The organism is Chryseobacterium sp. WG23 (assembly GCF_024586575.1).
In the GTDB taxonomy this organism is placed as follows: domain Bacteria; phylum Bacteroidota; class Bacteroidia; order Flavobacteriales; family Weeksellaceae; genus Chryseobacterium.
Map to the genome: position 1 here is coordinate 93,310 of NZ_JALCZE010000017.1, position 25,858 is coordinate 119,167.

General features: G+C 36.3%; 19 protein-coding genes. 10 read left to right on the forward strand and 9 right to left on the reverse strand.

All coding sequences use genetic code 11. The annotated features are described in order from the left end of the window. Positions 1-32: 32 nt before the first annotated feature. Entirely contained in the window at positions 33-647 is a 615-nt protein-coding gene (locus tag MP477_RS21820; protein ID WP_230037962.1) for a 4'-phosphopantetheinyl transferase family protein, read from the forward strand. On the opposite strand, the gene MP477_RS21825 is transcribed toward MP477_RS21820, so the two are convergent. The 3 genes from MP477_RS21825 to porU all read right to left on the reverse strand — a co-directional run bounded on the left by MP477_RS21825 (position 628) and on the right by porU (position 8,265). Continuing rightward, entirely contained in the window at positions 628-2,892 is a 2,265-nt protein-coding gene (locus MP477_RS21825; protein ID WP_230037960.1) for an FUSC family membrane protein, read from the reverse strand. The genes MP477_RS21820 and MP477_RS21825 overlap by 20 nt on opposite strands. A gap of 253 nt (positions 2,893-3,145) precedes the next feature. Next, entirely contained in the window at positions 3,146-4,309 is a 1,164-nt protein-coding gene (porV, locus tag MP477_RS21830; RefSeq protein WP_230037958.1) for a type IX secretion system outer membrane channel protein PorV, read from the reverse strand. Between the two features lie 59 nt (positions 4,310-4,368). Beyond that, on the reverse strand, positions 4,369-8,265 hold the full coding sequence (gene porU, locus MP477_RS21835) for a type IX secretion system sortase PorU (protein ID WP_257192145.1): 3,897 nt from the start codon (positions 8,263-8,265) through the stop codon (positions 4,369-4,371). A 165-nt stretch (positions 8,266-8,430) separates the two neighbouring features. Here porU and gldJ point away from each other — a divergent pair, with 165 nt between their 5' ends. Both gldJ and murF read left to right on the forward strand, forming a co-directional pair. Further along, complete coding sequence (gldJ, locus tag MP477_RS21840; RefSeq protein ID WP_230037954.1) at positions 8,431-10,032, forward strand: gliding motility lipoprotein GldJ; 1,602 nt, start codon at positions 8,431-8,433, stop codon at positions 10,030-10,032. A 145-nt stretch (positions 10,033-10,177) separates the two neighbouring features. Beyond that, positions 10,178-11,449 carry a UDP-N-acetylmuramoyl-tripeptide--D-alanyl-D-alanine ligase gene (gene murF / locus MP477_RS21845; protein WP_257192146.1) on the forward strand — a complete coding sequence of 424 codons (1,272 nt, stop codon included), beginning with the start codon at positions 10,178-10,180 and terminating at the stop codon, positions 11,447-11,449. A 74-nt stretch (positions 11,450-11,523) separates the two neighbouring features. Here murF and MP477_RS21850 read toward each other — a convergent pair whose 3' ends face one another. Next, positions 11,524-12,135: an NUDIX hydrolase gene (locus MP477_RS21850; protein ID WP_257192147.1), complete on the reverse strand. Its 612-nt coding sequence runs from the start codon at positions 12,133-12,135 to the stop codon at positions 11,524-11,526. 36 nt (positions 12,136-12,171) lie between these two features. On the opposite strand from MP477_RS21850, the gene MP477_RS21855 reads away from it, so the two are divergent. After that, positions 12,172-12,561, forward strand: coding sequence for an SRPBCC family protein (locus tag MP477_RS21855; protein ID WP_230037950.1), 390 nt, complete (start codon positions 12,172-12,174; stop codon positions 12,559-12,561). 113 nt (positions 12,562-12,674) lie between these two features. Here MP477_RS21855 and MP477_RS21860 read toward each other — a convergent pair whose 3' ends face one another. The 5 genes from MP477_RS21860 to mdlD form a co-directional block, all read right to left on the reverse strand. Further along, positions 12,675-13,739, reverse strand: coding sequence for a squalene/phytoene synthase family protein (locus MP477_RS21860; protein ID WP_257192148.1), 1,065 nt, complete (start codon positions 13,737-13,739; stop codon positions 12,675-12,677). Positions 13,740-13,856: 117 nt separating this feature from the next. Next, the gene (locus MP477_RS21865) at positions 13,857-14,900 is read right to left on the reverse strand and encodes an anhydro-N-acetylmuramic acid kinase (RefSeq protein WP_257192149.1); all 1,044 of its coding nucleotides are present in this window, start codon (positions 14,898-14,900) and stop codon (positions 13,857-13,859) included. 11 nt (positions 14,901-14,911) lie between these two features. Beyond that, a complete protein-coding gene (gene lptC / locus MP477_RS21870) occupies positions 14,912-15,502 on the reverse strand; it encodes an LPS export ABC transporter periplasmic protein LptC (protein ID WP_230037944.1) in 591 nt (196 codons plus the stop codon). Position 15,503: 1 nt separating this feature from the next. Then, positions 15,504-16,796, reverse strand: coding sequence for a hypothetical protein (locus MP477_RS21875; RefSeq protein WP_257192150.1), 1,293 nt, complete (start codon positions 16,794-16,796; stop codon positions 15,504-15,506). 197 nt (positions 16,797-16,993) lie between these two features. After that, a complete protein-coding gene (gene mdlD / locus MP477_RS21880; RefSeq protein ID WP_257192151.1) occupies positions 16,994-18,313 on the reverse strand; it encodes an NAD(P)-dependent benzaldehyde dehydrogenase MdlD in 1,320 nt (439 codons plus the stop codon). A 247-nt stretch (positions 18,314-18,560) separates the two neighbouring features. Here mdlD and MP477_RS21885 point away from each other — a divergent pair, with 247 nt between their 5' ends. The 6 genes from MP477_RS21885 (at position 18,561) to MP477_RS21910 (ending at position 25,752) form a co-directional block, all read left to right on the forward strand. Next, the gene (locus MP477_RS21885) at positions 18,561-19,679 is read left to right on the forward strand and encodes a DNA polymerase III subunit delta' (RefSeq protein WP_230037939.1); all 1,119 of its coding nucleotides are present in this window, start codon (positions 18,561-18,563) and stop codon (positions 19,677-19,679) included. Positions 19,680-20,030: 351 nt separating this feature from the next. After that, on the forward strand, positions 20,031-20,657 hold the full coding sequence (locus MP477_RS21890) for a TetR/AcrR family transcriptional regulator (protein ID WP_257192153.1): 627 nt from the start codon (positions 20,031-20,033) through the stop codon (positions 20,655-20,657). After that, entirely contained in the window at positions 20,641-21,957 is a 1,317-nt protein-coding gene (locus tag MP477_RS21895; RefSeq protein ID WP_257192156.1) for a TolC family protein, read from the forward strand. The genes MP477_RS21890 and MP477_RS21895 overlap by 17 nt, the downstream gene beginning before the upstream one ends. A gap of 15 nt (positions 21,958-21,972) precedes the next feature. Next, positions 21,973-23,076, forward strand: coding sequence for an HlyD family secretion protein (locus MP477_RS21900; protein ID WP_230037933.1), 1,104 nt, complete (start codon positions 21,973-21,975; stop codon positions 23,074-23,076). A gap of 97 nt (positions 23,077-23,173) precedes the next feature. Beyond that, on the forward strand, positions 23,174-24,751 hold the full coding sequence (locus MP477_RS21905; protein ID WP_257192157.1) for a DHA2 family efflux MFS transporter permease subunit: 1,578 nt from the start codon (positions 23,174-23,176) through the stop codon (positions 24,749-24,751). Positions 24,752-25,149: 398 nt separating this feature from the next. After that, positions 25,150-25,752 (forward strand): hypothetical protein, encoded by a 603-nt coding sequence (locus MP477_RS21910; protein ID WP_257192158.1) that lies wholly within the window; start codon positions 25,150-25,152, stop codon positions 25,750-25,752. Positions 25,753-25,858: the final 106 nt, after the last annotated feature.

Genomic DNA, 25,858 nt, shown 5'->3' on the forward strand with positions numbered 1-25,858 from the left:
ATCTTTTTATTACTTTTATCGAATAAAAAACGATGCCCCTTTACCGAGATTTTTCAGATGATAATGCCACAATCCTTGTTTGGAAGTATGACGAGAGCGAAGAACTTGATATCCGCGAGCTTCTGGAGCCTGAAAATGCCGAAAAAGTAAAGGATTATCACCCCAAAAAACTATTGGAAGTTCTGATGGTACGCAAACTCTTGAAAGGGCTAAAGCCATCTTCCAAAATTTTATATAGAGAAAGAGAGCCTTTTCTTTCCCCTCACGATGCGGAAATTTCCATCACCCATTCTTTCCCTTTTGCAGCTATTGCCATTTCTAAAAATAAAATAGGAATTGACGTTGAGAAATTCAATCCTAAAATTTTAAGGGTGATTGATAAATTCACGTATGAAAATGAAAGAGGATTTATTCCTGAAGATAAAGCAGATACTTTCTATACTATTATATGGAGTGTAAAAGAAAGTATGTATAAAATCCATCATTCAAAATATTGGTCCCTGAAGAAAAACTACGAAGTGAAACCTTTTGAGCTTAAGCATCTTCATAAGATTAGCTGCCGTGTATATGACGAACAGTTTTCAGATGAGTTTAAAGCAAGGGTAGAATTTTTTGATGATTACTGCTTTACGATTGTGGAGGAGTAGCGTGCTTTTCAATTTTGTATTTTTCAATAACCTTTCTTTGTTCCTTGGCTACATCATAGATCAGTTCCAGGATGTCATGGATGTTTTTAAGTTCCGTTAAATGTGAAATTTTATCGGGATCTCTTCTGTCGATAATCTCATTTTCTTCGATCTCCGTTTTCCTTTTCATGAGCAGGTCTTCAATGGAAGAATCTTCCGGCTCAAGACGGCTTTCCATTTTAAGAGCTTCGCTGATATCATCACCGTTGAGCAGGGCAGAGGTCTGCTGCATCTCAGCTTCAATTTTTCTGCTCCAGCTTTCAGCATCTATTTCAGGATACTGCTCATTGCTTTTGGAGTACTGAGAAAGAGAAGCGGTATAGGCTGTAACAAGGTGTGAGGTAGCCACAAACTGATGCACTACTTCCAGTTTTTTCTGTTGGTTTTTAGGATCAGAAATCATTCGCTGGAAATTATCTGAAAGATTAGCCAGCGAAATAATTGCATTTTTTCGCTTTACCTTATAATCTTCAAGATCAAAATTTCCTTCAAGGAATTTAGAAATCACACTCTGGAAATAGATGAGGTTATCTGCAGCAGATTTTTTCATCAGATCCAGGTTCTGGGTATGTTCCCAAACAGGCAATACAATATAAGACACTGCAAAAGCAATAATTCCGGCAATAGCTGTATCCACCACTCTGTCTTTGAAAATAACGTCTACTTTTCCGGGGTTTAAGAAATTAAAACTGAGGAAAACATAGATCGTCATGAATAATACGGCCCAAAAGTACCGTCCTTTCAAAAAGCTGAAACACATGATCATACTTATAAGGAGTATGGCAAATAAAACACCGTTGATGTGTATAAAGTGCAGAATGATATATGCTATGGTAGCACCGGTAACCGTTCCATAAAGACGGAGAAGGTTTCTTTGCTTTGTAATGGAATAAGCCGGTTTTAAGATTGCTGTAATGGTAATTAATATCCAGTAGGTATGTCCCAGTCCCAGAAAATCAAACATAGAGAAAAGATATCCCACCAGCAAAGCGGTGGTAATTCTTATGGCATGGCGAAAATGCGAGGATGATAATGAAATGTTATTCCTTAAAACTTTGGCATTAAGCTTAGGCTCATTCGGCATAAACTTTTTCAGGTCCAGTCCGGTAGATAAACTTTTCGCCAGTTTCACATCCTGGGAAAATACTTTATAAATTTCGTTGATCTCTTTGGTAATTTCGTTAATACGCATCAGAATCTGACGCAGGATCATGAAATTTTCCAGATTTTCAGAGCTTAATTGTTTATTTCTGAGTTCAAAATAATTGTAATTAAGGTTCTTTAATTCAAGTTCCAGATTAAATATAGATTTTGCCCGTGTTCCACTTTGGAGGGCAATTCCGATATTGGTGATTTCTTCGGCCAAAAGATTAAGATAATCATGAATGTTAACCAGAATCATACTGTCCTCGAAACTCTGCTGCAATTTTTGATAGTCACTCTCGGAAGTCATCAGTTTTTCATGAAGGTCCATAGAGTTCAGGAACATCAACATCAGTAAACGACTGGTCGTTGTAGATTCATTAACAATGGTTCTTGTTTTAAAAACAGTTTCCCGGGTGTCCTCCTGAAGGTTTTTTATTTCAATCTGTTTAGCAATGACCTGAGTGGTCAGTTTATCAAAATCAGGATTTTTCTGATAATAATTAGCTTTAATCTTTAAAAATTCTGCCAGCTGAAGATAGTTTTCTCCAATCATCTGGCCAGCCAGTTTATAAGGCCGGATGGTAGTTACAACAAGAAAGATGAGTAAAAACCATATACAGCCACAGGCAAAGATCAGTAAGCTTTTTAAGATATTACTTCCTGTAAGATGCCCGTCAATAAAGATGGCGAGCACAACCAGTGATAGCGAGCCTACAGCAGCTAATCTCTGACCGTAAACTCCGATCAGGGAGAAAAACATTCCAAATACAATGATTTCGAGGAGCACTAATAGTTTAAGGTCCATCACCATGCTTGCAATAAGTGCCACAAAGACAAAACAGCAAATGGCAAAAGTTAAAGCATTTCTTCTTCGGATAAAAGGTCCCGGCTGGTCTGTAAGAGCTACAAAGCTGGTTCCGAGAGGGAAGAGGAAGTATTCTTTTAAAATCCCAAAGTGGGCAAGGACTAAACAAGGCAGAACAGTAGCTAATGTAATTCTGATTGCAGAATATACATATTGACTGGTTACAAATTTTTTTAGCTCCGCCGAATAGTTCATACTACAAAAATAGCTATTGAATTTAAGAAAATAGTTATAATGATAAGACTTTTGTAAACTTAAATGTTATATTTCTTTAATAGTAGGCGAGAAGTGTTGCCGATAGTTAATTTTGCTTCGCCAAGTGAATAGTGAATGGGGTCTGAAGAAATTGACGAGCGAAGCGGATTGACGATTGACAATCAGCCTTTCTCCTGCTTCCAACAAAAAAGCCTCATATTGATGAGGCTTTTGGATGATATTGATGCTGTTGTTAACGGTCGTTATTAGATGTTTCATCTCCAATGTTCCAGGTAAGACCGAAACGAAGAGTGTTATCTAAGGCACTGTTAATTTTAGACATGTTAATCAGATAAGAAAGATCAAGCCCGAAAGAACGGTAATTCAACCCGATACCTGCTGTAGCAAATTGTCTGGCACCCTGTTCTTCACTTTCATGAAAATAACCTCCTCTTACAGAAAAAGCATTGTCATATGAATATTCTACAGCACCACTGTACATGATACTATTTTTATTTTTGAAAGATTTTCCAATACCGGCCATTGGACCTACATTGGGAATTTCATATCTCGGTTGTCTTGTATTGGGATCAATTCCTACATATTCAGATCCCGGAACCAGAAGTTTTGAACCTTCTACACTAATTCCTACTCTGTTCATATCATCCAGGTACATGTCATATCCAATCCCTAATCTTGCCATAGTAGGAAGATAAGATCTCGATTCTTCATTTCCTGTATAATCCAGTTTGGGACCTAGGTTCTGAACCGCAAAACCGGCATTGATTTTACCGTCATTTCCTCCTAAACCTGTAAATTTTGGAGAACTGTAGTATCCTGAAATATCTACTGCAAAGGAATTAGCAGCCTTAAGTGTTGTATCTGTATTGAATCCACCGGCTAAGTCTGAACGGATAAATCTACCTGTTACAGCCATTGAGTAAGAATCGGATAGTTTCAAAGCATAGGCAACGTCCAGAGAGAATTCATTTGGTTTTGATGTACCCATGGAAGCAATTTCAGTACCTACCAATTGAGTAAGGTCTACCTGACCCATATTGAAATAATAAATACTCGCGGAAATAGTAGATCTTTCATCCTGTCCCAAAAACTTATGGAAAGCTCCGTATAGTAAGAATACATCATTGGTAAGTTTTCCCATATACGGTGTATAGTTAAGACCGATGGAAGAACTTGTTCTGCTAAAAGGATATTTTGCAGCATTCCAGAATTGTGAAAATGCATCCGGAGAGGTTACAACCCCTTGGTCTCCCATACCTCCTGATCTGGCATCTGGTGCAATTCTTAGGAAAGGTGCTCCGGTTAATACAGGACCTACTTTACCTAGATCTTGTGAATATCCTAGAAAACCAGCACTTAACCCAAATCCTAAAAGCAGTTTAGTAGTTAAATTCATATGTTGTCTTTTATATATTATCAGTTTTTTATTAATATTATTATCTATGTATTATTTAATTATTTCAAAAGTACCATTTTTTCTACAGCTGTAGCACTTCCTTTGCATTTTTCCTGATTCTGACTTTTTGCAAATATCTTAAAAATATACGTACCTTTTGCAACTGTAGCCCCAAAATCATCTCTTCCGTCCCATTCTATTGCCTGGCGAGGTGTTCTAAAGCCCTGTAGGAACGGTTCTGCAACCACCGGCTGAGATAAAGTTCTTACCAATCTTCCTGTTATCGTATAAATCTGCACATTCACATCCAGAATATCGGAACAGTTATGTTCAAACTGAATATACGTCTTATTGGTAAAAGGATTAGGCCAGTTTAATGGGCGGTTGATTACCAAATGCTGGTCAGACTCATCTTTAACCTCAAAATTTAACGTGGCAGTTGTAGAATTATTGTTTATGTCCCAAACTTTAAATAATAATTGATGCTGGCCTATGGCTAAATTCCTGAAAGGATAAGTTACATTTCCTTTTTGGTATTCTGCAAGGCTGGGATTTAAACATCCGTTTCCTTCTCCTGCGGCATAAAAATCATTTAGAATGATAGTGTTGATAATTTGTCCGTCCAGATATACGGTGATATCGTGGCCTACACCTGAACCTGTAGAATTGATTCCCGTATCATCAGTAAGACAGGCAAGAAGGGTAGGATTTTGATTGGTAATACCGCCATCAGCAAAGTTGGTGTTATTCATATACAGTTTTACTTTCGGAGGCTGGTTATCATTAATTCCGTTAGGATTAATATCTCCCACCTGTACAGCCTGGTTGTTGAAGACATCCATTACCTTATTGTCAGCATAACTTAATATTCTTCCCTGGCCTACAGTATAATTAATATCTTTAGGAACATAGAATTCAGCAGTAAAAACTCCGTTTACGGCTATCCCCGAAGCTTTTACAATAGGGCTTCCTTCTTCTGTATATTCTAATACAGGACTAAGGTGTCCGTCATTATTTAATGTTTTTTTATTGATTCTCTTATCAAAAATATTAATAGTAACCCTTCCGTTAAAGGTATTGTTTAATGTTCCGTTAGAATTATTGATATGTCCTTTTACCTTTACAAAATCCAATCCTCTGATCAGACCGGGAACAGGCGTTTCAATATTATCAATCACCAAAAGTCTTTGAGGTCTGCTCAGTTTCATGGCAGGGTCACCCAAAAGATTTACCTTTAAATGGTTAAGGTCAGCACCTCTTTGTTTCTTCGCCGTTAAATGAGCATTTCCTAATGTTTCGAAATCATCATTAGTCAATTTAAAGATATTTTTGGTGTAGGTATCTGTAAACTGACGTCCGTAGATTACCCCGATAGCACGGCTGGAAGTAATCATAGCTGCAGCACCGCCCTGTTTTAGTTTAATGAACTGTTCTCCCGCAGAATTAGTGGCAGGTTCATCCCATAATGTAAATTCACAGGTAATGGTAGAAACAAACGGGAACCTGCTGTACACATTGGAGAAGTTATTGGAATTTTGGATTTCTGTACTGGTTAACACTCTTTCCTGTGCCCAGCCGTTGATTCCTCCATGTCCGAAATAGAACAGATACATGCTGTTTCCAATAGCATTGGAAATAGCCTGATTGACCTGCGGATATCTTTGTCCTGCTGCTGTACTCTGAGCCGTGAAAGAATCCAGGTATAATTTCTTAACATTATATTCTTTCAGTTCCTGCTGTGCCGGCTGTTCAAATACATTCACCAGCGTAGTGTTCATCACATTGTGGAAAGGTGGCCCATCGTCATTGTCATCATCTACCACAAAATCTAACCTCATACGCCATTCTCCAAACGGACTGGATTGCCCCGGTAGTGCATTATAATAAGCAAGCGTTTTGCTGATCATATCTCCGGCTTCAGAAGCATTGGATGCAGGAATTCTTCCTACCGGTATATCCGGTAGATTGTTTTCAATGATGTTGGCGGTTTGTGGTTTCGTCATTACAATATAATCATCCGTAACAAAGGAGCCTACATAATCTGAAGACTGTTCACTTTGATAGCTGGAAACTACATTGGAATTATTTGAAACTTTATTTTTATAATCATAGGATGTATCCCCCAGAATAAATACATATTTAAGTTTTCCCTGGGTGGTGTTCAGTCTTGTCACGAAATCTCTTATAGCAGTAAGGTCCCTGCTTCCACTTCCAAATTCCTGATATACCTTATTAACATCTACAATTTCTACATTATAATTGTTTTTTGTCTGGTGGTAGCTGGCAAGTCTTTGTGCCTGGCCCATCATTTGAGGAACCGTTAAGATCAGATAATCTATATTTTGTAAGGCAGAAAGATTTTGATTACCGATTCTCTCCACAAACTGTGGCGAAAAAGCAGCATCCGCTCTAAAAGCTACAAACTCATTATTGAAGTTCTGATCAGCAGCCATATAAGCAAAATTGAAACTTCCGGCACCTGCCTTATTTACTCTTCTGTTGGCATTGGTAATATCCGTAACATCCCATACCTGTTCTATATTGGAAGCATTGGAAATGCTGAAACCATAGTTGGTATTGCTGCCGCTTACCAGAGAGAAATCCCTGAAATTCATTTGTGAACCATTGAAAACAAGATTCTCTTTATATTGTACTTCAGTATAATCTATATAGAATGATCCGTTAGGATTGATAGAAATATTGGGATTATACTTAAAGGTAATCTGATTTCCACTCAGGTTGCTTACTGTTCCGTTATATGGAAGGAGGAAATAAAGATTATACTGGAAGTTGGAGGTATCTTCAGGCACTGACCCTGATGAAGGGTTTACATCATTAATCTTATACTCAATTGTATTTTTTTGTGCCCTGTAGCCAGCCACTCTGGTTCTGTATCTTATAACATCTGATGGCTGTATGGGTGATTTGGTGGTAAAGGTTACTGTTTTTTCGGTAGTGAAAGGGGCATCTTCTAACCAAACCCGGCCTACTTTCATAAGGTTTTTCTGGTCATTGTTGATTACCTGATAGTCATCATATCTTGTGATCAGCTGACTAGGAAGATCTCCATCGATGGTCTGAACCCTTTTACCCGGTCCTTTATCAAAGGTAATATAGTAATATGAAAAGTCTTCATATATATTCTTGACATTATCACTTCTGTCATAGCGGGTATCTGTTCTTTTAAAACCGTTACCATTACCCCTGTTATAAAGATTATATCCATCCGGTCCCTGAGCATAGAAAAGAGCAAAATCATTGTCGTTCCATACACCGTCATCTTCACCTACCACCTGAATGGCATTTTCCTGCAGTGCACTGTATCTTGGATCCTGGTTAAATTCCGGGAGCATAAGCCCTCCGTTTCCATATATTCTGAAATTCTTAGGATTCACAGATGCCGGATTGATTCCATTATCTTTTAAAAATTGAGCGGTAATTTTAAATATCCCCGATTTATCTACTTTTATCTTATAAAAGCTTCCATTTGAAAGAGGGTTTGCTGTAGATCCTATTCTGTTTACATTATTTGTAGTGTTCAAAGCTGAGGCTTCAGAAACATTAAATGAAGATAACCTCTGAACCCGTCCTTTTACATTTTTAAATAAAGCAACATTAATACTGGCATAGCTTTCTCCCTCTAAGGTATAATATGAAACATCTGCAATATCATAATCGGGTAGGCTGCCTTTGTCTAATTCAAATAAATCCTTGTTGGAAACATTTTCCCAAATAAGGTCAGAAACTCTGAGCTGTTTTTCCCCTATTTTTTGTTTAGTTATGATAAAAACATTATTTTGGCTAAACGAAAAACCATCATTTTTGAAATTTGGAAGAATTAATTTTGTATCACCAAAGTCCTGAATTTTTGAACCCTCCCATTCTATGGTGTTTCTTTGGGCCCAAAGTACTGATACAAAAGAGAATAGAAATAAAATAGTGATTTTTTGTCTCATGTTTATTATTGAAATTGCTAAATTACAAAATAAATGAAAATTTTATAATTAAATTGCGATACAATAAAATTAATTTGTTAACGTTTTTCAAAAAAATCAAATCTTTACTTGATTTATTGAATAATTTATTTTTTCTTTGTACTCTTGAAAATATTTATATCGACTATGAAAAAACTAAAGTTGTTTTCATTAATAGCATTAAGTTCTACACTTGCATTAACCAGTTGTGGCGGGTCAGGAACCAGCAAAGGTGGTGGTACCAAAAAATTTGTCAGTAAAACAGGTTGGAAGCCAAACGAAAAACAGGGTTGGTTTTTTGCAGGAAAGCAACAGAAGCAGAAGGGGTGGCCTGGAATGGTATATGTAGAAGGTGGAACTTTTACAATGGGATTAGTGAAAGATGATGTTATGCACGATTGGAATAATACGCCTCGCAGAATGCAGGTAAGTTCATTCTTTATCGGAGAAACTGAGATTACAAACTATGAATACCGCGAATACCTTACATGGTTGAAGTATGTATTCCCGCCAAGTGACCCTAGTTTTAAGGAAATCTATAACGGTGCTCTACCGGATACCTTATTATGGGACAACAAACTATCTAGAAACGATTATAATGAAACGTATCTGCGTTCTCCGGAATTCGACTACTATCCTGTAGTAGGAGTTTCCTGGACCCAGGCAAACAGATATTGTGAATGGCTGACAGACAGAGCTAATGAAAAAGCTTTGATGAGCGCTGGTATTATTGCTAAAGATTTGTATATCAACGAATCTAATAACCAGGGAGGAACAGCCTTCAATATGGATAAATTCAAAGCAAATGATCCTGAAATGCAAGGATACATCAATGAGCAGAGAATGCAGCAGAAGACCGGTCTTAAAACTACAAACCAAAGACTTCTTTCTGCCAACAGAGCTCCAAATTCTGCTATGGTACAGAAGTTCAGACTTCCTACCGAGGTAGAATGGGAATATGCTGCTCTTGGTATGGCTAAGAATAGAGAATATAACCAATACTTAGGTAAAAAACCTGAAATCGAAAGATTAAGAGGTACCAAAGGAAAAGATAGAGGAATGTTCCTTGAAAATTTCAAAATGGGTAAAGGTGACTATTCCGGTATTGCAGGATGGAAAAACGACGGATCTGCACAAACTTCAGACGTAAGACAATATCCATCTAATGATCTAGGTGTTTATGGTATGTACGGTAATGTTGCTGAATGGACAGCTGATGTTTACAGACCTATTATAGATGAAGACTACAACGACTTCAATTATTACAGAGGTAACATGCCTCAGGCTATTGTAAGAAACGGTGACGGAACTTATAAAATGATTGACGAAGGAACTATCAAATATGATACTTTATCTGATGGTAGACTGGTTTATAAAGGACTTCCCGGACAGTTTGAAAGACAGACCATTGCTGACTACAGAAACTATAGAGACGGTGACAGACAATCTTCTTTAGAATACAGAAGAGAATCAGACTCAGCTTCATCATTCGATATGTATAATGCACCTCGTCAGAGTTTCATTGTAGATGCGGGAGGTAAAGTGAAAATGGTGAAAGACACTAAAGACAGAACTTCAGGGATCTCTAATGACGTAAGAGTTGTAAAAGGAGGATCTTGGCAGGATACTGCATATTGGCTGGACCCGGGTCAGAGAAGATATAAAAATCAGGGCAGGGCTTATGGTTGGATTGGATTCCGTGTTGCACAGGATGCCAGAACAAACGATAAGAATAGAACTAGAAGATAATATAGTTATCAAAAAATACTTAAAAAAAACCTTCCGGATTTCCGGAAGGTTTTTTTATTTTTGAATCATGAAATCGCTTTGGCTAAAAATCTAAAAATACTTGTATACATTTGGCGATTGCATGTGACTTCTTAAAAAAAAATAGATGAATATAGAACAATTTTATCCTTTAGTTTTACAGGCAGGTAAAGTAACGATAGATAGTAGAAAAATAGCAGAGAATGATATTTTCTTTGCCTTTTCCGGTGAAAATTTCAATGCCGCAACTTTAGCCGAAAAAGCTATAGATAATGGTGCTTTAGCGGTAATTGTAGAGCTGCCGGAATTCGAAAACAGGGATAAGAATATTTTCTATGTTCCATCTACCCTTGAATTTTTGCAGCAATTAGCAATATACCACAGAAATAAGCTTAGCATCCCTTTTATAGGACTTACAGGAAGCAATGGGAAGACCACCACAAAAGAACTGATCCATGCAGTGCTGTCAGAGAAGTTCAGTGTTCAGTATACCTATGGAAACCTGAATAACCACATTGGTGTTCCCCTGACCATTCTTTCCATCAAACCGGAACATGAAATAGCGGTTATAGAAATGGGAGCTAACCATCAAAAAGAAATAGAACTTCTATGTACGATCGCCCAGCCGGATTTCGGGTATATTACCAATTTTGGAAAGGCCCACCTGGAAGGGTTTGGAGGCTTTGAGGGCGTGATCAAAGGAAAGTCCGAACTTTACGATTATCTTAAAACGAACCAACGGACCATTATCGTTAATGAAAATGATCCTATCCAGATAGAAAAAACTCAAAACTATCCGTCTACCATTACTTTTGGAAATGAAGGATCAGATTATAACTTTGAATCTTTCTCAGAGGAACACTTTGTAGGCTTATCTTATCAGAATGTAAAAGCGCTTTCAAAGCTCACCGGAGATTATAACTTCACCAATCTCTGTGTAGCAGCAAGCCTTGGGCTTCATTTCGGAATTAGCTTTGAAAAAATAAAACATGCTGTTGAGCAGTATACCCCAACGAACATGCGTTCCCAGGTGGTAAAAAAAGAGAATAAAACATTGGTGCTGGATACCTATAATGCTAATCCAAGTTCTATGGCAGTTTCACTGAAAAATTTTATCAGTTTTGAAGGGCGCAAAACCATTGTTATCGGAGATATGCTGGAATTAGGTGCCGAAAGTGAAAAGGAACATCAGAACATCTTAAAACTGGCTCAGGATTTGAATTTTGATGAAATCATCACCGTAGGAAAACACTTTAAAGCAGTGAATTCTTCAAACCTTGCTTTTGAAGATACATCCTCATTAATTGATTACCTGAAGCAGACTCCGATTCAGTCTGAAAATATTCTTTTAAAAGGATCCAGAGGAATAGCTTTGGAAAAGGTGATCGACTTTATTTAGGCTAAAAAAAACAGGAAAATATAAAAGGCAGAAAGTTTAAGTTTAATAACTCCCTGCCTTTTTTTATTTCGGACCTACAGGTTTTTTGAGTTCCAGAAATCTTTTATAATCAGTTTAATATTTTTGAAAGTGCTCGGAAACACTTCGTTTTCTATTTGCTGTCTTTTTTTCCATGCCACTTCAGTAATTCCTTCTTCTGCCTGTGGCTTGAATGTAGCTTCTCCATTAAAATTCATCTCAAACCAATGAGTGCATTTTAATATTTTTTCACCGTTTCTTTCCACATAAATATGGTAAGTAGTATTAATGAATTGTACGAGTTCTACATCTTTAAGGCCTGTCTCTTCTTCAATTTCTCTTACTGCAGATTCCTCCTGAGATTCACCCTTCTCCATTTTACCTTTGGGAAGATCCCATTTACCCAGCCTTTTGATGAAAAGAATCTCACCTTCAGGATTGCTCACTATTCCTCCCGCTGCCTCAATGATCCTGAACAGCTTCTGAAATTCCCTCCAGATCTCATCAATATTCTCACCGAAAACATTGAGTTCTTTTACAGAAGTATTCTCTAAAATATCTAATGCAATCTCTAAAGTTGTGAAACTTTCGTACCCAATACTTTTTTCAAGTTCCTCGGGATGCTTAGATACTAATAATTTTTTTTCGTTCACAAAAACTTTATACATTTGTAAGAATTAAGAATTTAAATACAAAAATAAAAAATGAATTTAGAAGGACGAAAGATTATTGTTAATAAATCATCTAAAGAGCTGTCAGAATTACTGAAGTCTCCAGAAAATTATAAAGAATTTATGCCGGATGGTCTTCAGAAATTTGAAACAAGAGACAACGGTTTTAAATTCGGATTACAGGGAATGCCGGAAATTGCATTGAAAATAGATGAAGTTAATGATCAGAAAGCAATCTTGAAATCAGCAAGTTCAAGTTTAGACTTTACATTAACAGCAACTTTAAACCCTATTAATGAAAATCAGACAGAAGTACAGATGCTTTTTGAAGGGAAGTTTAATCCATTCATCAAAATGATGGTAGAAAAACCGCTGCAAAATTTCATCAATACGCTTACAGATAAGATCGAGGCTTATAAATAACAGAGAGTATCAGCTCGTTCAGGATCATAAGTAAAAATACAACCCCTATTTCTCAGAAGTATAAGGGAACTTTATAGAAAAAGCCGTTTTCATGATTTGTAAGACGGTTTTTATTATTTTTTGGCTAAGGGATGATGGAGTAAAGGAAGTTTATGGGAATTTAAATTAAAAATTCCTGTTAAGACTTTATCTTTTACACCAAAGGTTCGGGTTATCATAATCATAGCTAAAACCCAGTTACGAGGTATTTTTATTTCTGCATTTGCAGTAAAATTTGGTCTGTTATGTATTCTGCGGAGAGCAAATACTGAAAGACTGATTGTCCAGTAACAGAAACGGCGTATTCCTGCTTCTGAATCGGGGATTAATAATGTGTACTGCAATGCTTCGCGCAGGTTTTTGTGGGTAATACTTATTAGTTCTTTTTGAGCATTCTTATAACCTTCATTATAATTTTCAGGCTTCAGATCTTTGAGCTCACTTCCATATATATCGCGAGGTAACCAACAGATACCATCTTTACGGTCTTCCCAATGATCGTATAAAATATTTACCGTTTGCAATCCTCTTCCAAATGATATAGCCAGTTTTTTCATGGCGGCATTATGCTTTGCTATCTCATCTGAATAATCACAAAAAAGGTCTGTTAACATTTCTCCTACAACACCTGCGGCATGATAGCAATAATCATTCATTTCATCCAATGTTTCAAGCCCGTTTAAGCTTCTTTGTTTCAGGAATTTTTGCATACCATCCCACATAATACGAATGCATCGTTCTATTGCTTGCTGCTGTACATCATTGAAAGTTTGCTTTATTCCTATCACTAGTGCCAAATTATGCATAAGCTCCCGTTCTGCTTCATGAGTGTGAAGGGATAGCAGCGGCGTTAATTCCATAGCAAACTCTTCTGCATTTTCATTAGTACTAACAATTTCAACAAATCTTTTTCCAAAATCAAATTTTTGTTCCAAGGTTAGAGCGTCGTCGTCTTCAATTGTATCCAATGCACGGGCTAAAAGATAAGCATTCATCACAACACCGCGTAACGGCACAGGAAGTTCAGGAACAGTTAAGGCAAAAGTACGTGAAACACGAGGAAATAAAGCTTTTAAATATGTTTCAGCTTGATCAAATGAAAAATTCTCGTGGGTTTCTGATATGTTTTTTCTTTCCATAATAGTTAATGTAAAATTATCTATTTTTTATGATAATTAACATTAAAAATTCATTATTAATGTATTTATTTAATTTATAATGAATTTTTTTTGAAAAGAATGGTAATGTGTGGTTTGTTATAGAATAATTCCCGAAGAATGATCTTCACGGCTTCCTGTTGCAGAAGCCAAAACATTGATTTCATTTTTAAACCTTAAAACTCCCATAAATGCGAAGATTAAAGCTTCTTTATAGTCTATGATTTCTCTTTCAGGAATAACAATTTCCGCGGTGGTTTTTTCTTTAATTTTTTCAATTAAATAATGATTATAAGTTCCACCTCCGGTAAAAAGTACATTTTTTAATTGATTTTTATTAAATATATCTGAAATCTGTTGAGCAGTATGTTCTGTAAAAGTAGCTAAAGCATCAAGAGCTTCAACATTTTTAAATAGCGGGAAAATATTTTCATTACACCATTCGATTCCAAGAGATTTGGGATGCGATTGACGATAAAAGCTTAAGGAATTTAATTTTAATAATAAATTCTCATCAATTTTTCCTGTTCTGGCTAAATCTCCGTTTTCGTCAAAATTTTTCCTGAACTGCTGAACCAGTGTATTCAAAACAATATTCACAGGAGCGATATCAAAGGCAATTCTTTGACCATTAATTTGTAAGGAAATATTGGAAAACCCACCCAAATTAAGACAGGCATCATATTGAGAAAATAGCAATTCGTCACCAATTGGGACCAGAGGAGCTCCATTTCCGCCCATCAAAACATCCTGAGTCCGGAAATCGTAGATGACGGGTAAATTTATTTCTATTTTAACAGCTCTTCCGTCGCCTATTTGCAGGGTAAATCTTTTTTGAGGCTGATGAAAAACAGTGTGGCCATGAGAAGCAACCAGATCAATATGCTGCAATTGATGTTTTTCAATGAAGTTTTTAACTGATTTTCCTAAATAAAAGCCGTATTCCGAATGTAATTCTAATAACTTTTCTGCAGAAATATGAATTGAATTTCTAAGCTTTTCTTCCCATTCTTTAGAATAGGGAATGGTTTCTGCTTTCAGGATCTTAAAGGTCCATTGGTCTTGCTTTTCAAATTCAGCAAAGCAAATATCCAAACCGTCCAGGCTTGTTCCGGACATAAGGCCAATAGCAAGAGTTTTCATGATGATAAGACTTATTTTTTGTTTTCAGAAATCCTTTTAGAACTAAAGTCTCCCGAGTTGTTATAAAAAGTATATTCAGAAAAATCATCTTTAGCAGTCATTCCATTAGCGCCTACTAATGTGGATCCGTCTTCCATAGTTACATATACCGTATCTTTGGTATAAATTCTTTTTTTTCTCTGATCCCAATAAATACTCTGCATGGCAAACCTTTGGCCTTCATTGGTTGTAATCCTCACATCACCTTTTGCCTCGTAGAATTTTTTGTATTCAAAAATACGGGCATATTTAGCGGTGATCTTTCCGGGGATTTTCGGTTTCTTTTTATCGAAGAACTCTATATTGATTCCTTTTTTTGCTACAACATACGGGCTGTCTATCAGTTCATATTTTTCAATGATAGGCGCTTTGGCTTTTAAAGTGACAAAACCGGAATCACGCTGTACAATATTGGCATTATTGATGATCTGTGAAGGGAAGTTTTTACTCTGGTTGCCTTTATTTTTGGTAAGGTCCTCTTCACATGATGTCAATATAAAAAATATAGCACAACTAAAAAGGCATGCTATATTTTTATATGATATTTTTTTTGAAAAATTCATTCTAGTTATAAAGAGTCTTTCTAAACCATTTATCAGCAAAATTAAAGCCGATTCTAAGATTAATGAAGTTCTGATTGATCAGGTTGTCATTAAGGGTTCCTCTCTTACCAACTTCTACTCCTATTTCAAGTCCGCTCATTCTTGTGATACTGCTGGTCTTGAATGGAAGCATTACTCCGGCAGAAATACCAAATTTATTAATGCTGTTACCTTCTAGTTTAAGGTTTCCTCTTTCATAGAAAGCTCCATATCTGTAGATTACTCTTGAGAAATAATTTCTGAAGTTATTGTAGTTAGGCAAGTACCATCCACCGGCAGAAATTCTATAAGTATCCTGGAAATCAAAAGTTTTTCCGAAATAAGAGATGTCTTCACCTTTCTTATAGTCCACCTGTCCTGAGAAGAACCAATGGTTTTCACTTCCATATCCAACCCCTACAGAGGCCTGTAAAGGAAGAAGGTTCTTGGAACGTATACTTTTTTGCTCTATGATTTTTTCATCAGTTTTAGTTCCTGCTGCATCTGCAAACCTGTAAGTACTGTTGATGTACTCAGTAGTCATATTACTGGTATTCCCAAAAGTAGCAGTAGCTCCGATCGTGAATTTTTTATCAGTACGTGTATTTAAAGTCTGATAGCTGGTACCCAGTGTAAAATTAAAGTTTCTTACTTTGTTTTTAGTTTCATACCCATTCACGAAGCCATTGATAGCATTATTGTATGAAGTGCTAAATTCATTCAGGTCATACAAATCACCAAAATAAAGATTGGCCCTTGCTCCAACAGAAAACTCCTGGTTTATTTTGTAAGATACAGCCACCTGTGCTGTATTTAAAGTTCCGTTTCCTTTAAATTTATTAATGTAAGTATCTCCGTTTTCTAATTTTTGCTCATTTAAAATATCATAGCTTTTAGAGCTATACGGCTGATAAGAAAGTCCCATCTTTACCTTGGAAGATAAAGGAAATGCCAAAGCAATATTGGAGAGATACGTAGAATGCTTTGTAGATTTCATATCGTTATAATTCGATTTGAAATAATTGTTTTCATTGGTAGCCTCCAGTCTGATACTTGTAAGTTCGAAATTGGCGTTGTTTGCAGGGTTTGCAAAGTTGAAACTACTGGTGAAATCACTTATAAAAGCAGTTGATATACCTCCCATTGAAGCAGTTTCGATCGTATTATCATATTTTACATCTCCAATTCCATACGTTGCATAGGGCGAATTACCTATACTCTGTGCATTCAGGAAGTATCCAGCTGATATGAATGATACTACAAAGATTTTTTTCATTCTTTATTTTTAAAACAATGCGCAAATATCTTAAATATTAATGAATTGTAAAAATTATATGTGGTTAAAGTTTGTTAAGGGCCTTCCTTTAAAAGAAAACTATAAATTTTTATTCGTAAAACTGGACATTCTATTATACAAAAAAGACTGTTTATAATAGTATAACAGTCTTTTTTTTAACAAGATAGCCGGTAGAGTTATTTTACCTGAAGCACCGACCGGCTGTGGCTAAAACTTTCAAAGCTGAATTTTCCGTGGTATTTTCCCATCCCCGAAGTTCCAACGCCGCCAAAAGGTAAATAATGGGAACCAACGTGAATAATGGTACTGTTGATTTCTGCATCACCACTTGTTGTACAGTTTAGAACATGATCTGAAAATTCCTGGTCTTCCGAAAAAACATATAAGGCCAGTGGCTTAGGACGGTTATTTATTTCTTCCAGTGCTTCATTAATGTCATGATAGGTCATAATTGGAAGGATAGGACCGAAAATTTCCTGCTGCATTACCTGATCATCCCAGGTTATATAGTCCATTAAAGTAGCCTCAAAATGACGGCTCTCAAGGTCATACTTACCTCCGTAGATTACTTTTTCAGGAGCAGCTTCCAGATATCCGGCAAGATGTTTAATCTGATTCTGGCTTACAATCTTTCCTATTTTCCCTAAAGATTCGTCGTTATAGGTTGTCTTTAAATGAGCTTTAAATTTTTCAATAAACGCATCCTTTACAGACTCATGAATATAAATATAGTCGGGGGCCACGCAGGTTTGTCCACAGTTGATCCATTTTCCGTAAGATATTCTTGCCACTGCCTTATCAAGATCTGCATCTTTGTGAACTATGGTAGGAGATTTTCCTCCAAGCTCCAATGCTAAAGGAATTAACTGCTCTGCCGCGGCTTTCATCACAATTTTTCCAACATTTGGACTTCCTGTAAAGAAAATATAGTCAAAAGGCAGGCTTAATAATAAGGTGTTTTCTTCAATAGCCCCCTGAAATACGGCTACATAAGATTCATCAAAAGATTTCTTTACGATATCTTCAAGAACTTTAGCAACATGGGGTGTATTTTCTGATGGCTTCAAAATGGCAGTGTTTCCTGCTACCAAAGCTCCGATAAGGGGACTGAATGTCAGTTGAACAGGGTAGTTGAAAGGCCCGATAATATAAGTTACTCCATACGGCTCATGCATTATTTTACTTATGACTTCGGCTCCTGTTGGATGTGGTTTGGAGGGAACGGGAGTTGGTTTTGCCCATTCATCAATATTTTCCAGAAAATAATCAAGTTCACTGATGACAATCTGAATTTCTACATATTCAGCTTCCTTCCGGCTTTTCCCCAAATCTGTATGTAAAGCATCGCAAAGAGCATCCGTATGCTGTAAAAATACTTCGCGGAATTTTCTCAGTTGTGCTTTTCTGAATTCAATATCTTTTGTCTGATTGGTTTTGAAAAAAGCTTTCTGCTGTTGAAAGACATTTCTTATTTTCTGTTCTGATTCTTTGTTCATTGTGTATCGATTTTTAAGAATTCAATAAGCTGAAATTCTAATAGTAAATTAAGTTAAATTAGTAATGCAAATATATTGTTGAAAATTATATTGCGCACAATTTAATTTAAAATTAATTCTAATTGAATTATTGATGTTTCCTATAATTACTAGATTTTTGTTTTTAATTAAATATACAGAAAGGTTTTACTGCAGATTAAGCAGACTTAATTTTATAAATTGAGATAAGATTTTTTATCTTTGGAACATGAATTGGGAGAACATAGCCGGTCAGGAAAACCTGAAAAAACTTCTTAGAGAAAGTATTGCTGAAAACAGAGTTAGCCATGCCCAGCTTTTTGTAGGGAAAGAAGGATATGGAACATTACCTATGGTCCTGGCATATGCCCGAGAGATACTGAGTCGGGAAAATGAGCATGCTGCCGTAAAGGTGGAGCATCTGAATCATTTGGATCTGCATTTTAGCTTCCCTGTTTTTACAGATAATAAAAATTCTTTAAGTAAAAATAAGTTTGAAGAATTCCGGGAGATGATCATGGCTTCTCCCTATGCCAGCTATGATGACTGGACTGCCTTTTTAGAATCCGAAAACAAACAGCTTTTTATCTCTGCAGATGAAGTAGATGACCAGAATCAGAAATTTTCCCTGAAAAGTTTTGAAGGAGGAACTAAGATCCTTATTGTCTGGAGGGCTGATAAAATGAATATTGCAGCTTCAAACAAATTTTTAAAATTCCTGGAAGAACCGCCGGCCAAAACTATTATCCTCCTTACCACAGAAAGTACAAATGATATACTTCCTACCATTCTTTCCAGAACCCAGATTGTGGAAATTCCGAGAATTAATGATGAAGATATTAAACACTATCTGGAAAAGAATTTTTCTGTTTCTGAAGAAAAGATCAGAGAGGTTCTCCATGAAGCTCAGGGAGATTTAAACAATGCCATAAAACTTTTAAACTCCGGTGATAAGACTAACGAGTTTGAAAAATTATTTGTACAATGGGTACGGGATGCATTTATGGTAAAAAAGAAACCCGCTTATCTTAAAAGTATTATTTTCTGGGCAAGAGAAATAGCCGGATGGAACAGGGAAAAGCAGAAGAATTTTTTAAACTACTGTTCTGAAATTTTCAGGCTGGCACTCCTTCAGAATTATCAGTCTGAGGATCTTGTTTATAAAAAAATCAATGCTGATGGATTCAACTGGCCCGGATTTTCAAAATTTATCAGTGGTGCCAATATTGAAAATATATTAGAAGAAATCAATACTGCAGATCTCCACCTGACAAGAAACGGGAATCCTAAAATTGTATGGACAGACCTTGGGATAAAGCTATCAAGATATATTCATAAAAACTCATGAAATAAAATTCCGGTCAACAGGCCGGAATTCCTGTTTTAAAATTTTTGTTCTGTTCTTTCTGCACAAACATCCACCCGTTGAACTTTCCCGGAATATCTCTATTACAACAACCAATATCTTTGCTGATTTTAAAGTGTATAAGTAAATGCAGATTTTTCAACAGACTGTTGATTTTTAAGGAGTTTGCAGTAAATATTGCATTAGTCTTTTTTTATTATAGTTTTTTATACTTATTCTTTTAATAGAAGCAATCTTATGTTGCTGATAAATTAAATCTATATTAAAAAATCAATCAATCGTTTGATTTTGTGAAAAACTTATGTAAATTTGCGCCCTGAAAATGGAAGTGATATGATTTCAAAAGAAGAAAATATATTATTTGCTGCTGAAAAACTTTTTGCAGAAAAAGGTTTTGACGGAACTTCTACCAGGGAAATTTCCAAGGCTGCAAATGTGAACATCTCTATGATCTCTTACTATTTTGGCTCTAAAGAAAAGCTTTATGAAAAACTGGTTGAATACAGAATGAACGAAGGGCAGTTTTTCTCAAAAGATATTGTAGAAAGAACGGACCTTAATGAATGGCAGAAGATAGAAAAGATAATAGACCAGTTTTCCAATAGGATAAGAACCCAGAAATGTTTTTACAGGATTATGCAAAGGGAACAGCTTCATACTGATAATCCACAGATTGTAGAGTTTTTAAAACAAACTAAAATGGGATTTCTCTCCATGTATTCTCAGATATTGGAACGCGGACTTGAGAAGGGAATTTTCACGAAAAATCCTCCAATTTATCTGTTTCATTCAACCATCAGCGGAACTTTATTTTATGCATTCAATGCTAAAGATATGTATAAAGAATTCCTTAATGATACAGAAGAAGAGAGTGTTTTTGACGAAAAATACTATACTGAACTTAATAAACATATAAAACATTTACTAAAAGACCTTTTAGGTTATGAAGAGAATAAATAACTCAGTGATTGCATTATCACTATTCTTAGGAGTAGCAAATGCAAATGCTCAGGAGAAAAAAACACTTTCTCTTGACGAAGCTGTGCAGCTGGGAATCCAGAACAGCAAGAATCTCAAGATCGATGCAGCCAAGATCGAGGAGGCTACAGCTGACCTTTTGGAAGCTAAAAACAAGCAGCTTCCTGAATTGAAAGTTTCCGGAAGCTATATGTACCTTCCGATAAAACCGAATGTTGATATCAAACTTCCGGGTCTTTCCGGAGGCGCAGGAGGTCCGGAAATACATCAGGTTCTTTACGGTTCGGCTAATCTTAGCGTTCCTCTTTACAGCGGAGGAAGAATCAAGTATGGGATTCAGTCTGCAAAATATCTGGTGGAAGCTTCTAAATTAAGCACTGAAAACGATAAAATTGCAATTGCTTACAACGTTGCCCAGGCCTACAATAATCTGTTTAAGGCCAACCAGTCTATCAAAGTTTTTGAAGAAAATCTTGCTGCTTCTCAAAAAAGAGATGAAACATTCCTGAAAATGGAGAACAACGGATTGATTGCCAGAAACGACAGATTGAAAGCCAACCTTCAGACCTCAAATATTGAACTTCAGCTATTGGAAGCTAAGAATAATTACAATATTGCCAATATCAATATGGATTTGTTGTTGGGGCTTCCTGAAACTACAGAACTTGAAGTGGATCCAAATTATATAGATGAAGGATCAGAGGTAAAACCCGTTGTTTTTTATGTAAATGAAGCCCGGGAAAACCGTAAAGATTTACAGGCTTTAGCTCAGCAAAGAAAAGCTGCTGAACTAGGATCAAAAGCTGCTAAAGCAGAAAATCTTCCATCATTAGCATTTACCGGAGGTTATGTAGCAGCAGATATTCCCAAATTTCTTACTGTATACAATGCCGTGAATGTAGGAATCGGAATTTCTTACAATTTATCAAACATCTGGAAAGAGAATTCATCTTTAAAGCAGTCACAGGCAAGAGAAAAGCAGTTGGCGGCCACTGATGAGCTATTAAATGACAATATTAAGCTTGATGTCAACAGAGAGTACCAGAACACAGATTACTCAAAAAAGAGAATCGCAGTTTTTGAAAAATCAGCTGAACAGGCTAATGAAAATTACAGAATTACAAAAAACAAATATGACAACGGGCTTGCAACCATGACCGAATTACTGGATGCGGATGCCGCTCAGATTGCCGCAAATGTGGGCGTAATCAATGCAAAAGCAGACGCCGCATTAGCATATAGAAAACTATTACAGACAACAGGAACTTTAACAATTAAATAATCAGATCGAACCCACATGGAAAATAATAATACACAGGCAGTTGAACCTAAAAAGAAAAAAAGTTTAGTCTTTCCCCTCATTTTAGCAGCTGTAGTAATCGGAGGAGGAATCTATGGTTACAGAGCATTTACTTACGGACAGTATCATGAAGAAACGGATGATGCTCAGATTGCTTCTAATATGACTCCGGTGATTTCTAAAATTTCAGGATATATCACTGAAGTGAAAGTAAAAGATAATCAGTTTGTAAAAAAAGGTGATACGCTGGTTATTTTAGATAACAGAGACCAGAAAATGGCCCTTGAGCAAGCTCAGGCTGCTTTATCTACGGCTAAAAGCAATATTTCAAATGCCGAAGCTACTACAACAGCCACTTCAAAAAATATCAGTTCTTCTGAAGCAGCAGTAGTTACTGCCAATGCACAGATAGAAGCAGCAAAAGTAAATGTGTGGAAAACTTCTCAGGATTTAAAGAGATATGCTAACCTTGTAAAAGACCATTCTATTACAGAGCAGCAATATGAGCAGGCTTTGGCAGCAAAACAGTCTGCAGACAGACAGTTACAGGTTTTAGTGGATCAGAGGAATCAGATTGCTCAGCAAACAAATATCGCATCCTCTCAAACAGCTGCCAGCTCTCAGCAAATCAGTGTTGCAGGTTCTGTAGCAAAACAAAGAGAAGTAGATGTTGAAAATGCAAAATTAAACTTGTCATATACCGTAATTCTTGCCGCAGAAGATGGCTATGTAGGAAAAGTACCTACTCAGGCTGGTCAGTATCTTCAGGCAGGAGCACAGCTGTTTGCTTTGGTAAAGAATGATCAGAAATGGGTAGTGGCCAACTTCAAAGAAACGCAGGTAGATAAAATGGTGGAGGGGCAAAAAGTGAAAATTGAAATTGATGCTTTTCCTGACAAAGAGTTTGAAGGAGTAGTAAGCTCATTTTCTCCGGCAACAGGTGCTACGTTCTCCATTTTGCCTCCGGATAACGCGAGTGGTAACTTCGTAAAAGTAGTTCAGAGACTTCCTGTAAAAATTGATTTTGTAAACCTTGATAAAAATATTGCAAAAAGATTAAGAACAGGAATGAACGTGAAAGCAGAGGTTTCTTTGAAATAATTTATACAATGTACAATATAAGATGTACAAGTATATTCATGTAGCTTAAAAATACATTTTACATTGTCCTTTTTTACATTGTCCTTATTAAAAATATATGCAAGATTCATTAGTAGAATATGGAGCCCGAAGAGTAATCATCACGATTACAGCAATTCTTTGTGCTCTGCTTGAAATTGTGGACTCCACGATTGTAAATGTTGCCTTGAATGAGATGAAGGGTAACCTTGGAGCCACACTTTCTGAAGTAGGTTGGGTAATTACGGCTTATGCAATAGGTAACGTAATTGTCGTACCAATGACGAGCTGGCTTTCACAGCAATTTGGACGTAGAAACTATTTTGCGGCTTCCATCATCATATTTACCATATTTTCATTCTTATGTGGAAACGCTACGAATATTTGGGAATTGGTATTTTTCAGATTGATGCAGGGAATTGGTGGGGGAGCGCTATTGGTAACTTCACAAACGATCATCACGGAATCTTATCCGATTGAGAAAAGAAGTATGGCTCAGGCTATTTATGGGCTGGGGGTAATTATAGGCCCTACTTTAGGTCCGCCATTAGGAGGATATATTGTGGATAATTTCAGCTGGCCTTATATTTTCTATATCAATATTCCTATTGGAATTGCGGCCACTTTGATGACACTTCAGTTTGTAAGAAGCCCGAAATATGCTGAAAAACGTAAAGCATCAGATGTAGACTGGATTGGTATTGGATTACTGGCAGTGACGGTAGGTTCATTACAGTTCATTTTAGAGAGAGGTCATGAAGAGGATTGGTTTGAAAGCGGAATGATTGTAGCATTTACCATAGCTGCTATTCTAGGATTTATATTGTTTCTATGGCGGGAGCTTACCTTTAAATATCCGATAGTTGAACTTCGAGTACTTAAAAACAGTAATTTGAGAATCGGAACAATGATGTCATTTGTGTTGGGATTCGGATTATATGGGTCTACATTTATTGTTCCTCTTTATACGCAAAGTATTTTGGGATGGACGGCATTGCAGTCAGGAGCATTGATGATTCCGGCAGCATTAACCACTGCTTTCATGATGCCTATTATCGGTAGATTACTGGCAAAAGGAGCAAAACAGCAGATCTTAGTGTCTTTAGGACTCTTCATCTTCTTTGTCTATAGTTTCTGGGGATATAAAATTCTGACACCGGATACCAGTAAAGACGCCTTTTTCTGGATGCTTATTGTAAGAGGAGCCGGGCTTGGACTATTATTTATCCCGATCACCTCCTTATCATTAAGTACCCTGAAAGGTCAGGAAATTGGGCAAGGAGCTGCCTTTACAGGAATGATGAGACAGCTTGGAGGATCTTTCGGTATTGCAGCAATCACAACTTTTATTGCCAATGCAGGCCAGAAGTACAGAAATAACCTGATTTCTCACCTTGACGAAAACAGTTTTGATGTCCAGCAAAGACTGGCTGCTCTTAAAGCAAATTTTGTTGCGAAAGGAATGACCCCTGATGCAGCAATGAATGCCGCCTATAAAATGCTCGACATGTCAGTAACCAAGCAGGCAACGGTATTGTCTTACATGGATGTATTTCTTTACCTCGGAATCGTATTCTTGATATGTATTCCGTTTATCTTACTTGTAAAAGAAAGAAAGAGCAAAGAAAAAATAGATTTGAGTGAAGCCATGCACTAAATTTACACGGCAAACCTCCGGAATTTCCGGAGGTTTTTTTATAGGCTATTTTAAAAAAACCAATCATTGATAGTATTGTATTACGGATGTAAGTATTTTATAACTAATAATTAATGTATTTAATAAAACAATATCACCTATTGGAGAATTTATTTATTTTCTTTAACTTTACTGTACCAAATGAAAAAATATGAATAAGTTCCCCTCATCAATACTTTCCCTTTTCAATAGGGGAATTCCGGAGTATTACAAAATACATCTGCCCGAAGAATTGCTGTTGGCAATATCTTAAAACCTCCATTGTGTGGTATTCCTGTGTTTATTTTCATTGAAATAAAAACGCTGTTGCCATTTTATAAACAGGTGTATAATTACCAAAATATTAAAAACTTTTCACCATGAATAATAACGTACAACTGCCGGAAACATTTGTGGCATTATCCGATTTCAGAAAAAATGATATTTATCTCCCTGAAATGGATATGGAGCAGATTATCTCGGATTATTTTCCAGGAACCTTTACAGAGCTGGTTCAGCGACTTTCAGATATTACAGGATCTTTTTACGGAGGAATGCTTAGACAGACAGGAAAGCTTTTTGGCACTGAAGCGGTTGAACTCCTTTCCAGCAGCTTTATGTATGATCTGGGATCGAAAATGGCTTTGAGAAACCTTGCCATCAAACCCGGTTTGAAACCCGGAATTCCGGCTGTAGCAAAAATACTTATAGGAGCAGTTTTTACATCCAGTCCCGAATATAGTTTTGAATTTAAAGAATTGAATGACCATAAAATTGAAATGTTGATACAAGGAGTGGATCGCTACCATAGAATAACACAAGAGTTTGAAATTGCCCATCTATTAAAATGGCCGGTGATCAAGCCTTTCGTACAGGGAGTATGCGATGCCATGGGGCTGGATGTTTTACTTGAAATGAAAGTACTGGAACTGAATCTGGACAGTTCGTGTGTGTATAAGGTTTGTATAATGTATAATATATAATGTATAATGTATAATGTATAATGTATAATGTATAATGTATAATGTATAATGTATAATGTATAATGTATAATGTATAATGTATAATGTATAATGTATAATGTATAAT